Source organism: Methylobacterium sp. 174MFSha1.1 (genome assembly GCF_900116815.1).
In the GTDB taxonomy this organism is placed as follows: Bacteria; Pseudomonadota; Alphaproteobacteria; order Rhizobiales; family Beijerinckiaceae; genus Methylobacterium.
This window is the reverse complement of record NZ_FPCB01000022.1, coordinates 77,426-91,063: the sequence shown is the minus strand read 5'-3', so window position 1 is coordinate 91,063 and position 13,638 is coordinate 77,426. Positions and strand designations below refer to the sequence as shown.

Annotated in this window: 12 protein-coding genes; 4 read left to right on the top strand and 8 right to left on the bottom strand. The window is 69.5% G+C overall.

Annotation, left to right across the window (positions count from 1 at the left end; translation table 11 throughout):
* Positions 1 to 70: 70 nt before the first annotated feature.
* The 6 genes from BM430_RS19950 to BM430_RS19930 all read right to left on the bottom strand — a co-directional run bounded on the left by BM430_RS19950 (position 71) and on the right by BM430_RS19930 (position 4,279).
* Positions 71 to 1,186: a UDP-N-acetylglucosamine--N-acetylmuramyl-(pentapeptide) pyrophosphoryl-undecaprenol N-acetylglucosamine transferase gene (locus BM430_RS19950; protein ID WP_093568995.1), complete on the bottom strand. Its 1,116-nt coding sequence runs from the start codon at positions 1,184 to 1,186 to the stop codon at positions 71 to 73.
* A 107-nt stretch (positions 1,187 to 1,293) separates the two neighbouring features.
* On the bottom strand, positions 1,294 to 2,433 hold the full coding sequence (locus tag BM430_RS19945) for an FtsW/RodA/SpoVE family cell cycle protein (protein WP_093568994.1): 1,140 nt from the start codon (positions 2,431 to 2,433) through the stop codon (positions 1,294 to 1,296).
* A 136-nt stretch (positions 2,434 to 2,569) separates the two neighbouring features.
* Positions 2,570 to 2,812, bottom strand: a complete 243-nt coding sequence (locus BM430_RS19940) for a hypothetical protein (protein WP_093568993.1) — start codon at positions 2,810 to 2,812, stop codon at positions 2,570 to 2,572.
* A 137-nt stretch (positions 2,813 to 2,949) separates the two neighbouring features.
* Entirely contained in the window at positions 2,950 to 3,291 is a 342-nt protein-coding gene (locus tag BM430_RS34100) for a DUF6883 domain-containing protein (protein ID WP_143132076.1), read from the bottom strand.
* A complete protein-coding gene (locus BM430_RS35065) occupies positions 3,288 to 3,656 on the bottom strand; it encodes a DUF4926 domain-containing protein (RefSeq protein WP_244539570.1) in 369 nt (122 codons plus the stop codon). Before BM430_RS35065 ends, BM430_RS34100 begins: the two co-directional genes overlap by 4 nt.
* On the bottom strand, positions 3,653 to 4,279 hold the full coding sequence (locus BM430_RS19930; RefSeq protein WP_093569050.1) for a ParB-like protein: 627 nt from the start codon (positions 4,277 to 4,279) through the stop codon (positions 3,653 to 3,655). The genes BM430_RS35065 and BM430_RS19930 overlap by 4 nt, the downstream gene beginning before the upstream one ends.
* Positions 4,280 to 4,822: 543 nt before the next feature.
* Between BM430_RS19930 and BM430_RS19925 the strand changes: the two genes are divergently transcribed.
* The 3 genes from BM430_RS19925 to BM430_RS19915 all read left to right on the top strand — a co-directional run bounded on the left by BM430_RS19925 (position 4,823) and on the right by BM430_RS19915 (position 11,077).
* Positions 4,823 to 6,133, top strand: coding sequence for an efflux RND transporter periplasmic adaptor subunit (locus BM430_RS19925; protein WP_093568992.1), 1,311 nt, complete (start codon positions 4,823 to 4,825; stop codon positions 6,131 to 6,133).
* 79 nt (positions 6,134 to 6,212) lie between these two features.
* A complete protein-coding gene (locus BM430_RS19920; RefSeq protein ID WP_093568991.1) occupies positions 6,213 to 9,350 on the top strand; it encodes an efflux RND transporter permease subunit in 3,138 nt (1,045 codons plus the stop codon).
* Positions 9,351 to 9,409: 59 nt separating this feature from the next.
* A complete protein-coding gene (locus tag BM430_RS19915; protein ID WP_244539569.1) occupies positions 9,410 to 11,077 on the top strand; it encodes an efflux transporter outer membrane subunit in 1,668 nt (555 codons plus the stop codon).
* Between the two features lie 48 nt (positions 11,078 to 11,125).
* Here BM430_RS19915 and BM430_RS19910 read toward each other — a convergent pair whose 3' ends face one another.
* A complete protein-coding gene (locus BM430_RS19910) occupies positions 11,126 to 11,503 on the bottom strand; it encodes a hypothetical protein (protein ID WP_093568990.1) in 378 nt (125 codons plus the stop codon).
* Positions 11,500 to 12,228: a hypothetical protein gene (locus tag BM430_RS19905; protein ID WP_093568989.1), complete on the bottom strand. Its 729-nt coding sequence runs from the start codon at positions 12,226 to 12,228 to the stop codon at positions 11,500 to 11,502. The genes BM430_RS19910 and BM430_RS19905 overlap by 4 nt, the downstream gene beginning before the upstream one ends.
* Positions 12,229 to 12,747: 519 nt before the next feature.
* Here BM430_RS19905 and BM430_RS19900 point away from each other — a divergent pair.
* Positions 12,748 to 13,605 (top strand): hypothetical protein, encoded by an 858-nt coding sequence (locus BM430_RS19900; protein WP_093568988.1) that lies wholly within the window; start codon positions 12,748 to 12,750, stop codon positions 13,603 to 13,605.
* The last annotated feature ends 33 nt before the right edge of the window (positions 13,606 to 13,638 follow it).

Here is a 13,638-nt window from a genome sequence, read left to right as displayed (position 1 = left end):
AGTCGGGGTCCTTTAAGTCTTCTTGTTCGGTGGCGGGCCCTGGCGGGCCGATAGTGTCTGTGGGCGGCCGCTAGCGGGCCGCAACCGCGGTCTCGACCACCAGGGCGGCGAGGCGCTCGGCGGCATCGGGCAGGCCGGCCCCCTTGGCGGCGGCCGCCGCCCGGGCGAGCCCGTCGGGATCGCCGAGCAGCGCGCCGAGGTCGGTGGCCAGCCGCTCAGGGGTGAAGTCCGTTTGTGGTCTGGGAAAGGCGGCACCGATAGTGCCGAGTACCGCGGCGTTCGCCGCCTGGTCCTGGTCGAGGGAGCCGGGGAGCGGCACCAGGATCGCGGGCCGCCCGATCACCGCGAGTTCCGCCACCGTCGAGGCGCCGGAACGGGCCACGACGAGGTGGGACGAGGCCATCTTGGCCGGCAGGTCCTTGAAGAACGGCGCCACCGTGAAGGCGGCGAGCCCCGCACCCTCGTAGAGCGCCTGCACCCGGGCCATATCCTCGGCCCTCGCCTGCTGGATCACCGTCAGGCGAGCGCGCAAGGGGGCCGGCAGGCGCACCACGGCGTCGGGCACCACGTCGCTCATCACCCGGGCGCCCTGGCTGCCCCCGAAGGCGAGGAGCTGGAGCGGGGCCTCGGGGCCCACGGCCGGATAGGCCATCTCGGCTGCCGCCAGCACCGCCGGGCGGACCGGGTTGCCGGTATGGACGCGCCGCGCCGTCGCCTTGGGCGGAACGCCGCGCACCGCGGGGAACCCGGTGGCGATCACGCGGGCGCCGCGGGCGAGGAAGCCGTTGGCGCGGCCCATCACGGCGTTCTGCTCGTGCAGCAGGGTCGGCACCCGCAGCATCTGGGCGGCGAGCAGCGGCGGCACGGTGGGATAGCCGCCGAACCCTACGACCACCGCCGGGTTGAGCCGGCGTACTTCGCGGAGCGCCGCCGCGAAGCCGCGCCCGAGGGTCGCGAAGGCGGTCACGCGCCGCAAGGGCGAACGCCCGCTCGACGGGGTGGCGGAGGGCACCGCCACGATCTCCGAAGCCGGGAACTCGCCCGATAGCGCCGCGACCCGGCTGTCGGTGGCGAGCACCACCCGGATGCCGCGCTCGCGCAGGCGCAACGCCAGGGCCTCGGCCGGAAACAGGTGGCCGCCGGTGCCGCCGGCGGCGAGCAGGACGAGGGGCTGGGCGACGGTCATCGGGCGGCCGGTGTGCGGGGGCTGGGCATGCGGTCTCCGGTCAAGGATCGGCGTCGAGGGGCCCCCGTGTGTCACGGCGGGGCCCCGCGGTCACCCCTCGGATGCTGTCAGTGCGCCGAGCCCTCGTCGCGGTTGAGGAGCGTGGTGCGCGGCCGGCGCCGGGTCAGGGCGACGAGGAAGCCCATCCCGAGGGCGAGCGAGATCAGCGACGAGCCGCCGTAGGAGATGAAGGGCAGGGTCATGCCCTTGGCCGGCATCATCCGGGTGTTCACCGCCATGTTGATGCAGGCCTGGAGGCCGAACAGGGCGGTGAGCCCGGTGATGGCCAGCCGGCAGAAGATGTCGTCGCTGCGCCGCGCCAGCATCAGGCCGCGCATCACGATGAAGGCGAACAGCAGCACGATGCCGATGCAGACGATGACGCCGAACTCCTCGCCCGCCACCGAGAAGATGAAGTCGGTGTGGGCGTCGGGCAGGTGGCGCTTGGCGACGCCCTCGCCCGGGCCGGTACCGAGCCAGCCGCCGGAATTGAACGATTCCTGCGACCAGAAGGTCTGGAAGTTGTCGCCCGAATCCTTGTCCATGAAGCGCTGGATGCGGGCCCGCACGTGGGGCAGGAACTCGTAGGCGGCCGCCACCCCGATGAGGCCGGCCCCGCCGAGGCCGCCGACCCAGAACCAGTGCAGACCGGCGACGAACACCATGCAGCACCACACCATGGTGACCAGCATGGTCTGGCCGAAATCCGGCTGCAGGATCAGCGGCACGATGGTCATCGGCAGGAGCAGCACCGCGAGGCTGCCGCCCGGCATGTCGCGCCGGCGCGCGCCCTCCGCGAAGGCCCAGGCGGCCAGGATCACGAAGGCGGGCTTGACGAACTCGGAGGGCTGGACGCCGATCGGGCCGAACTGGATCCAGCGGTGGGCGCCCTTGATCTCCGGCCCGTACTTGGTGGCCGCGATGCACAGCACGATGCCGAGGCTGTACGTGACGAGCGCCATGCGCCGGATGTGGCGCAGGGACAGGAACGACACCGCCAGGATCAGGGCGATCGTCGGCAGCAGGTACATCACCTGCCGGTTGAGGAAATGGAAGGTCGGCAGGCCGAGGCGCTCGGCCACCGGCGGGCCGCCGGCCATCAGGAAGACCAGTCCAGCCGTCATCAGCACGCCGAGGCCGGCGAGCAAAGCCCGGTCGACGGTCCACCACCAGTCGCCGAGATGCGAGCGTTCCGCGCGGGACATCATGGCTTGCAGGGCCCCTCGTTCACCATGCGCGACCATCGGACGGAATGGTAAACCGAGTGTTGCAACAGCACCGCAGCGAAGCGGAACGGCGTGGCGCAGCCGAGAGTTCCGAGCCGGACGGATCAGGCGGGGCGGATCAACCCTGGAACATGCCGTGCGGCGCCAGCTCGAAGTGGCGGGCGTACTCGTCCTCCAGGGTCTCCCACGGCATCAGCATCACGCCGTGCAGCGGCGCCGCGCCGGCCGTGAGCGCCCCGAAACGCCGCAGGATCAGGGCCAGCTCGTAGGCCGTGATGTCGGGCTTCGGCGTGAACTTGTAGAAGTGGGTCTCGTTGTCGACCGGATCGGCACCCATGCTCTTCAAAAGCGAGTCGAACATGACGGAGGTCCCCCGTACCGGCGCGACGCCCCGCGCGCCGGACGGAAGGTTAGGCCGGGCGGCGGCCTGCGGCAAATAAACTTGATGGGAGGGAACCGTTCCCCGCCACAGACTGCATGGTACGCGTTCGATGCATTCTACCGCGTGAGCGGAACAGCCGTGACGAAACGCATCTCGAAAGGAGCTCGCCGCTTCCAGACAGTGCGCAGGGGCATATCGCGACCGTCCGGTGCGGCAACCACTCCCTCGAACACGATCTTCGGCGACCCGCCCGGTGGCACCACCTCCAGGCCTGGCAAGTTCTTCAGCGCATGCTCTACGAGCGCGCTGGCCAGCGCATCGGGGGATTCAGGTCTGAAGCCGAAGCGCATCAGGTATTTCGCCTTCGATGCGCCATGAGGATGCTCAATATTGAGCAAATATCCTGAAATTTTCTGATTGTCTATCAGCCATGCAATTGGAACCTGTGACGGGGTCAATTGCTGATTCTCGCGACAAGCGACATCTCGTGAGATCTGACTGTAGCGAGAGTTCCGTCCGGCTCTGGGAACTCTACAATGTATGTCTCATCCGAGTCGTCCACGGATACGATCGTGCCTTCGGTGCCTGCCAGGATCGAGACACCGTCGTCGCTGACAACAGGAGCGGTGAGCACAACGACATCGAGATCGCGAAATCCCGACCTCGGCGCCTCCTCACGGAATTGATAGGCGAATTTGAGTGACATGAGGAGAGAGTTGGCCGCACGCACGGCTTTGTCAACGTCGTCCGGCAGCCGCCTCAAAGGACAGCCCGGCACCGAACTGGTACGCCGCTCGCCGATAAAGCGGGGATCAGCGCTCAATCCTCGTGCGGCCCGCACCACCCCGGCAGGTAGACCGCCGCCTTGGAACGGGCGAGCGACAGGGCCTCCTCCAGGGCGTCGGAGAAATCCTGCTTCACGTCCTTGCGCTTGATGTGCCGGCGCAGGAAATCGGCCCACAGGAACTCGCTGAACGGCGTCGTGTCCTTGGCGAAGCCCCCGGCCCGTCGCAGCTCGCCGGCGAGGCTGCGGAAGGGGTCGTCGGCGAGGTCCTCGATGCTCTTCGGAAGGTCGCCGACGTCCCGGCGCACGCCGTCCGAATCGTAGGGGTGGACCCAGGCGCGGTGGTCGGCGACGATCCAGAACGCGTCCTTCTCCAGGTGGTGCAGGTCGGCCACCACGAAGGTGAACACGCTCGCGACCCCCTCCTCCTGCAGCGCGCGGGCGAGGTGGTGGTGGTCGATGACGTAGCGGCGCTTCTTCGGCCCGAGCAGGACCGGGATCATGTGCGAGCCGAGGAACGCCTCGCGGTCCGTGTCGTCGATCTCGCGCCAGCGCCGGCGCTTGGCTGCCACCTCCCGGTAGCCGACCGTCATCTGCGTCGGGCGCAGCTCGGCGATCGGCGTGCTGTGGAGGATCGGGTCGCGGACGGAGGAGCGGGGCATCGGGGAGGTCATCGGCCTTCATGCGCGCGGGACCCCCGCGCCGGATCATGGAGACTTGGTCGCACCCTCCCCAGGGTCAAGGCGCCGGACCGATGCCACACGGTCTAACAGGCGCCAATCATCTCGTCCGGACGGATTAATCCCTGCCGCCGAAAATATTTCTCCAAACCGCTCAACTGCTTCATATCAATGCTGTTTTCCGCGCTCGGCGGCCATCCGGCCTGACCCTGCACCCATGCTTCCGCTGCGGGTGGAGGGGCCGCCGGTCATCCTTGACTTGGCCTTGTTTTGCTCGCCAAGAGACGGCTACGGGGCGCCGTCCGCGAGGTACGGCGCCCCGGCCCGGATCCTGCTACGCCGTCCGCCGCTGTCATGGATCTGACGCAGGGACAGGGCAGGACACCCGGGAGATCCCGGATTCGAGGCACAGACAGGGGCCGGTCGGCCGGCCCGGAACCGCTCGGACGCCGCCCCGTCGCAGGGCGGGCCGCCTGAGGGTCCCGAGGGCCCGGCCGCACCACCCCGGCGATTGGTCGGCGCGCGATGGACACCAACAACCCTCTGACCAAGGAGCCTGTGACCTCCCGGGCGGCGCGGCGGCGCGGCGGCCTCGGCTGGGTCGTCACGATCCTTGTGCTGGCGGGCGCGGGCGCGGCGGTCTGGTCCGTGCCCGCCCTCGCGCCCGTCCGCGAGCGCCTGGAGGATCTGCTGGTGCAGCGCCAGGGTGTCGAGGGCCAGGCGCCCGAGGCCGGCGAGACCACGGCATCCCCGGTATTCCGGCCGAGCAAGCAGCAGCGGGCGAGCTTCGGCATCGAGACCGTGCAGGCCCGCGACTTCCGGCCGGAAGGATTCGCCGAGGGGCGCATCACCGTCAACGAGGACGACAACGTCCCGGTCTACACGCCCTATGCCGGCCGGGTGACCAAGGTGATGGTCCGGGCCGGCGACCGGGTGAAGGCCAACCAGGTGCTGTTCACCCTGGAGGCCGCCGACATGGTCTCGGCCCTCAACGACTTCCAGGCGGCGACGAACGCCCTCGCCAAGACCTCAGCGCTGCTCAAGCTCAACCAGACCGTGGCGGCCCGGCTCCAGGAGCTGTTCCAGGCCAAGGCGGTGGCGCTGAAGGACTGGCAGCAGGCCCAGAACGACGTGATCGCGGCGCAGAGCGACCAGCGCTCGGCCGAGGCCGCGCTCCAGGCGGTGCGCAACCGCCTGCGCATCCTCGGCAAGTCGGACGCCGAGATCGACGCCTTTGCCAAGAGCGGCGCGATGAGCCCCGAGACCGAGATCCGCGCCCCGATCGCCGGCACCATCGTGCAGCGCAAGGTGGGCCTCGGCCAGTACCTCGCCGCGGGGAGCGACCCGGCCTTCGTCATCGGCGACCTCTCGACGGTGTGGCTCGTCGCCAACGTGCGCGAGAGCGAGGTGCCGCGGATCAGGCTCGGCCAGGAGCTCGAGGCCAGCGTGATCGGCTTCCCCGACCGGGTGTTCAAGGCGAAGATCAGCTACATGGCGGCCTCCCTCGATCCGGCGACGCGCCGGCTGCCGGTGCGGGCCGAGATCGACAACGCCGAGGGCCTGCTGCGGCCCGAGATGTTCGCGACCTTCACGATCCTGACCGGCCGCGACGAGAGCGCCCCGGCGATCCCGGCTTCGGCGATCGTCTACGAGGGCGCCCGCGCCCGGGTCTGGGTCGAGCGGCCGGACGGCACCATCGCGTCGCGGAACGTCGCCCTCGGCCTCTCCGGCGGCGGCCTTGTCCAGGTCGTTGACGGGCTGACCGTCGGCGAGCGGGTGGTGACCCGCGGCAGCCTGTTCATCGACCGCGCCGCCTCCGGCGACAAGGCTTCCTGATTCCCGGCTTCCCGACTCCCGGCCTCCCGGGTTTCGGCTCTCCCGAGACCGTGATTCCAAACCCCGCGAGAGGGGCACCATGAACCGCCTGATCGACTTCGCCCTGCGCCAGCGGGTGCTGGTGCTGCTCCTCTTCATCGCGATGCTCGGGATCGGCTACGCCAGCTTCCAGCAGCTCAACATCGAGGCCTATCCGGACCCGGTGCCGCCGCTCGTCGACGTCATCACCCAGAATCCGGGCCAGTCGGCCGAGGAGATCGAGCGCTACATCACCATCCCGCTGGAGGTGCAGCTCGCCGGCATCCCCAACGCCACGGTGACGCGGACGATCTCGGTCTTCGGCCTCTCGGACGTGAAGATCCAGTTCACCTACGACTTCACCTACCAGGAGGCGCTCCAGCGCGTCCTCAACCGCCTGTCGCAGCTCTCGCCCCTGCCGAACAACGCCCAGCCGCAGATCTCGCCGACGAGCCCGATCGGCGAGATCATGCGCTACCAGGTGGCGGGCCCGCCGGGCTTCTCCTCCACCGACCTGAAGACCCTGCAGGACTGGGTGCTGCAGCGCCGCTTCAAGGCGATCCCCGGCGTCGTCGACGTCTCGGCCTTCGGCGGCAAGACCAAGGAATTCGAGGTCGCGGTCGACCTGCGCAAGCTCCAGGCGCAGGGGCTCACCCTGGTCCAGCTCGTCACGGCGCTCAACAATTCGAGCACCAATGTCGGCGGCCAGACCCTCAATGTCGGCGAGCAATCGGCGGTGGTGCGCGGCATCGGGCTGATCCGCGACATGGACGACATCCGCAACACCATGATCACGCAGGTCAACGGCGTGCCGGTGCTGGTGCGCGACGTCGCCGAGGTCTCGGTCAGCAACGCGCCGCGCCTCGGCATGGTCGGCCACGAGAATAACGGCGACATCGTCGAAGGCATCGTGCTGCTCAGCCGCGGCGGCCAGAGCCTGCCGACGATCCAGCGGGTCGAGGCCGAGATCCAGAAGATCAATTCGTCGGGCATCCTGCCGCCCGGCGTGCAGGTGGTGCCGCTCTACGACCGCAGCGCGCTCATCCACACCACCACCCACACGGTGATGCACAACCTCGTCTTCGGCGTGGTGCTGGTGTTCCTGGTGCAGTGGCTCTTCCTCGGCAGCCTGAAGAGCGCGATCATCGTCGCGGCCACCATCCCCTTCGCCCTGGGCTTCGCCATCACCATCATGGTGGCGCGGGGCGAGTCCGCGAACCTCCTGTCCCTCGGGGCGATCGATTTCGGCCTCATCGTCGACGCGACGGTGATCATGGTGGAGAACATCTTCCGCCACCTCGCCGAGCACAAGGGACCGACGAAAGCCGGCAGCGGCGTCAAGCTCGGGCTGATTGCGTCGGCGGCGCGCGAGGTGAACCGGGCGATCTTCTTCTCCGCCTCGATCATCATCGTCGGCTTCCTGCCGCTCTTCACCCTGACCGGCGTCGAGGGCCACATCTTCGGGCCGATGGCGAAGACCTACGCCTACGCGCTGGTCGGGGGCCTGCTCGCCACCTACACGGTGTCGCCGGCGCTCTCGGCGCTCATCCTGCCGAACCACGTCGAGGAGCGCGACACCATCGTGGTCAAGATCCTGCGCGCGCTGTTCCGGCCGCTCCAGGGCTTCACCCTGAACAACCGGGTCCTGACCATCCTGATGACGCTAGCGATGCTCGGCTGCACCGGCGTGGCGATGCGCACGCTGGGCCTCGAGTTCCTGCCGACGCTGGAAGAGGGCAACCTCTACATCCGCGGCACGATGCCGGCCTCGATCTCGCTGGAGGCCGGCAACCCCTACGTCGAGCGGATGCGCAAGCTGATCGGCTCCTACCCGGAGGTGACCACGGTCGTCTCCCACCAGGGCCGGCCCGACGACGGCACCGACGCCACCGGCTTCTTCAACGTCGAGATCTTCGCCCCCCTGAAGCCCGCCGACCAGTGGCGGCCCGGCCTCACCAAGGAGAAGCTGATCGACGAGATCTCGGGCCGCCTGCGCGAGGAGCTGCCCGGCATCGAGTTCAACTTCTCGCAGTACATCCAGGACAACGTCCAGGAGGCGGCCTCGGGCGTGAAGGGCGAGAACTCGGTCAAGATCTACGGCACCGACCTCGAACAGATCACCCGCACCGCGAACGAGGTGAAGGCGGCGCTCGCCACGATCCCCGGGGTGACGGATCTGGCGGTGTTCACCTCCCTCGGCCAGCCGACGGTGCGGATCGACATCGACCGGGCGCGCGCCGCCCGCTACGGCCTCGCCCCCGGCGACATCGCCACCACGATCTCGGCGGCGATCGGCGGCCAGGCCGCCGGCGACCTCTACGAGTACGGCAGCGACCGCCACTTCCCGATGCGGGTGCGGCTGGCGCCGGAATACCGCCGCTCGCTCGAGACCATCCGCAACATCACGGTCGGGGTGACGAATCCGAGCGGCGGGGTGATGCAGGTGCCGCTCTCGGAGATCGCCCAGGTCCAGCTCGTCTCGGGCGCCGCCTTCATCTACCGCGAGAACCAGGAGCGCTACATCCCGGTCAAGTTCAGCGTGCGCGGCCGCGACCTCGGCGGCGCGGTGATCGAGGCGCAACGCCGCGTCGCCGAGCAGGTCGAGCTGCCGGCCGGCTACCACCTCGAATGGGTCGGCGAGTTCACCAACCTGCAGGGCGCGATCGCGCGCCTCAAGCTCGTGGTGCCGCTGACGATCGGGCTGATCGCGCTCCTGCTCTACGTCAACTTCGCCTCCCTCACCGACACCCTGCTGACGCTCAGCGTGATCCCGATGGCGCTGATCGGCGGCATCTTCGCGCTGGTGCTCACCAGCACGGCGTTCTCGGTCTCGGCGGCGATCGGCTTCATCGCGCTGTTCGGCATCTCGACCATGGAGGGCGTGATCCTGCTCTCCTACTGCAACCAGCTGATGGACGAGGGCTGGGCGCGGTCGGAGGCCATCCACCACGCCGCCGACGTGCGGATGCGCCCGGTGATGATGACCTGCGTCGCGGCCTGCGTCGGCCTGCTGCCGGCCGCCGTCTCGACCGGCATCGGCTCGCAGGTGCAGAAGCCCCTGGCGCTGGTGGTGGTGGGCGGCATCCTGCTCGCGCCGATCCTGATCCTGGTGGTGCTGCCGGTGCTGATCGCGGCCTTCTCGCACCACCGTCCGCGGGTGCCTGTGGCCGCGGCGCGACAGCCGGAGGCGGCGGAATGAGCGAGATGCTGTCCCGACCCGACTCGCTCTCCCCTGCCTCCGCCAGCATGCCCTCTTCCATGCGCACCCTCCTGCGCTTCTCGACCGCGATCACGGCCCCGCGCGCGGCCTCTGCCGTCTCCTCGGCGGAGCGCATGGCGACGGACGGCCCGGACCTGGACGAGACGGATCCGGGCGACGCGGGCTCGGGCGACGAGGCGAGGCCCCGCCCCGCCGCGCGCACCGCGGCCCGCATCCTGGCGGCGGCGCTCGCGGCCGCCTCGGCCTCGGCCTGCATGGTCGGGCCCGATTTCCAGGGCGCGACGCCGCCGCCGGTCTCCCGCTACACCAGGGAGTCCTTACGCAACCCGGACACCAGCGCCGAGGATCGCCGCAACGGCGCGCCCGGGCAGACCTTCGCCGCCGGGCGCGACGTGCCGGGCGAGTGGTGGACGCTGTTTCGCTCGAAGGCCCTCAACAGCCTGGTGACCGAGGCGCTCGCCCGCAACCCGAACCTCGAGGCGGCCCAGGCGAGCTTGCGGGCGGCGCGGGCCACCACGGAGGCGCAGCGCGGCGCGCTCTTCCCGCAGGTCGGCTTCAACGCGCAGGCCTCCGCCAACAAGGCCCCGGGCGGCGACCTGCAATCGCCGCTCAACGACAACTCGCTGCTCTACAGCCTCGTCACCCCGCAGGTGACGGTGAGCTTCGCCCCCGACGTGTTCGGCGGCACCCGTCGCGCCCTGGAATCGCAGGCGGCGCAGGCCGAGGGCCAGCTCTGGCAGCTGGAGGCGGCCACCCTCACGCTGAGTTCCAACGTCGTCGCGGCGGCGATCCAGGAAGCCTCCCTGCGGGCCCAGATCGCCGCGACCGAGAAGGTGATCCAGGCCCAGACCGACCTCCTGACCCTGATCACCAAGCAGCAGAATGCCGGGCAGGTCGCGGGTGCCGACGTGGTGCAGCAGACCGCGCTCCTCGCCCAATCGCAGCAATTGCTGCCGCCCCTGCAGCGCGCGCTGGCGCAGCAGCGCAACCTGCTGACGGCGCTCGCCGGCCGCTTCCCGAGCGAGGAGGTGAGCCAGACCTTCACCCTGGCCTCGCTGCACCTGCCCCGCACCCTACCGGTGAGCCTGCCCTCGCGGCTGATCGAGCAGCGCCCGGACGTGAAGGCCGCGGAAGCCGCGGTCCACGCCGCGAGCGCCCAGGTCGGCGTCGCGGTGGCCAACCGCCTGCCGCAATTCACCATCTCGGGCGCGGTCGGCGCCAGCGCGACCAACTTCGCCGCCCTGCTCAATCCGGCCGCCAGCCTCTGGACCATCGCCGGCGCGGTGGCCCAGCCGCTCTTCGACGGCGGCACCCTCTTCCGGCGCCAGCAGGCGGCGGAGGAGACGCTGGTCGCGGCGCAGGCGCAGTACCGCGCGACCGTCATCACCGCCTACCAGAACGTCGCCGATGCCCTGCGCGCCCTCCAGGCCGACAGCCGCGCCGTGGCGGCCGCCAACGCCGCCGCCACGGCGAGCCGGCAGAGCGTGGAACTGGTGCGCAAGCAGTTCGGCCTCGGCGCGGTCAGCAGCGCCTCGCTGCTGATCACCCAATCGGCCTACCTCCAGGCCGTGGTGACCCAGGCCCAGGCGCAAGCCAACCAGTACGCCGATACAGCGGCCCTGTTCCAGGCGCTCGGCGGCGGGTGGTGGAACCGGCGCGACGTGAAGCCGGCGCGCGACCCGAAGGATCCGGCGCCGTTCCTGTAGCGCATGTCGTCGCCCGGCCGCGCGACGGCGGGAAGGCCGTCCCGGGCTTCAGCGCAGGTCGATGACGGCGCGGCCCGGAGCGGGGCCGTCCCACGGCGCGGCCTTGTCCTTGAGAAAATCGTCCTGGCGGCGCGCCGGCGGCGAAGGATCCGCCGCGCCGCGGGGCTGCGCCTGGGCCGGGGCCACCGCGTCGAGGGCCGTCGCGGCCGACGCGCCGGGCAGCCCTGCCGGATTGGCGACCCGCCCCTCGACCTGGTCCAGGCAGCGCCGCAGCGCGCCGGGATCGGGCAGGAGCGTGCAATCGTTCACGCTGGTGGGGCTCGTCTGCGCGAGGGAGCCGGTCGCGAGCAGCGGCAGCAGCAGGAGGGCGGTCCGCCCCCGCGCGGCCGCCCGCCCGGTCCGGGATTCAGGTCCGGCCCCGCTCACGGGCGCGCCGTCCTCGCGCGGGTATCCACCTGCCGGATCTCGATCTCGCTCGGCTCCGAGGGGCGGATCCGCTTCGGCACCGGCGCCGCGGTGGCGACCTGCTGGCTCGCCGGCATCACGGGAGCGGCCTGCGCCGTACGCGCTTGGCCCGGCTGCGGCGCGCGGCCCTGCGCCGGCGGGCTCGCCTGCTGCGCCTGCGCTGGGGCCGCCGGCGCCGCCTTGTCGAGGCGGCCGAGGCGGACCCGGACGTACTCCACCGCGCGCTTGCCGGCGTCGAAGCCGCACTCGTAGGTGACGCGGACCCAGTCCTTCTGCGGGCTCAGGAAGCGGATCGAGTCGCCCCGGTAGCGCACCAGGGCCGAAGCGCCCTCCGGCGCCTCGGCCTGCTGGAAGATCTTGGCGAACGGCCGGCTGACCCACTCGAAATCCGTCGGCGCCTCCGCCTCGACGCGGGGCGCGCAGAGCTGGGCGGCCGTCTCGGAATTCGCCCGCACGCAGGCGGAATCGCAGCCGGGGGCAGCCGGCGGCGGCACGGCGGCGGCTTGGGCAGGGGTGGGGACGGCGGCCGGCTGGCCGGCGGCGAGGCCGGCCTGAACCTGCTGATGGGAGGCGAGGCCGACCGGGGCCGGCGGGGGCGGTGCCGTCTGCGCGAGGGCCGGTCCGGCCAATCCGACGACCGCGACGAGGAGCCGGGCGCTCCCGCGCGCTGGACGAAGACGCTGCATCCCCTTCTCCCCCCGATCACCACGCCCTTGACTGGGCGCCTTCATGGTTCGTCATCGGCTCTGCCGGTCCGGCGACAATCGAGCCGCGGCCGGACCGACCGTCAATACAAGCCATGACACACACTGCCACCTTCGCCGGTCGGTTCAAGCCCTACCGCTTCCGAAGTAGCCGGCAGGTTGCAAAAATAGCACAAAGTTGTAATCGGGGGATCATTCGAACGATGAGACCAGATCAGGTCATCGCGGCCGCCGAGCCGGGGGCAAACCGGCCGGAAGAGCTAAACCATTGAATCGTCTATCGATTGTTCGTGCTCGAACGGTCGGCCGTCGACCCGAAATACCAACCTTTGATTGATGAAATACGCACGTAGATTGAGTTTCTTCGACCATGGCGCCTGCTTGATCAGATGGGTCCAGCGTGTGTAGGTAAACGAAGCGTTAAGTCGCAATGAAGCGATCGATGCGCACAGGCCGAAGCCTACATTCAACTCAGCATAGACTGATCAAGGGAGTGTCGTCATGTCCAAGTCCGTTCTTCTCGGCTCCGTTGCGCTGTTCGTGGTCGCTTTCGCCGGTACTGCTTCGGCGCAGCAGGCGATCTCTCCTGTGCTGAGCAGCGCCCCCACTGTCAACGAGGCCATCGTCGTCCAGCGTGGCGGCACCAACAAAGCGACGATCGACCAGACGATCGGTCAGAACAACAAGGCCGGTTATCTGAACAACACCATCGATCTTTCCGCCGCCAATATTACTGAAAACAACGGCAACGGCGCCTTCACCAATGTGAATTCCGTTCTCCAGAACGGCAATAATAACGAACTAAATATCATCCAGCCCGGATCCAACAATTCCGTCGTCACTTCCTCCGGTAATTATTTTCGCGATACTTTTATTTTTAACCCGACCAGCGGCGGTTCGTTCCAGCGCGGCGACGGCAACAAGGTCTATGTGAATCAGGGCGGCGGCAATGGTGTCGCCCAGTTCCAGCAGCGCGGCGACGGCAACACCGGCTCGATCATCACCGAAGCCAACGCCAACAACACCTACGCCGGCCTGTTCCAGTTCGGCGACAGCAACACGGCCCAGATCCGCCAGAACAGCACGGCCATCAACGCCTATGCCGTCGTGGTGCAGCAGGGGAACAACAACAGCGGCGCCATCGAGCAGTCCGGCACGTACAACTACGCGGGCTTGCTGCAGATCGGAAGCTACAACACTGCCGGCATCACCCAGTTCGGAACGGCGGGCGTCGGCGCCGGCGGCTACCAGTACGGCGTCGGAAACTCCGCCTCGGTCCTCCAGAACGGCCTCTCCTCGTCCAACGCCCTCTTCGCCCAGGCCGGCAACAACAACAGCGTGACCATCCGTCAGCGCTGAGCGCCGGCGGCCCGCAAGGCCCTGGGGCGGCGA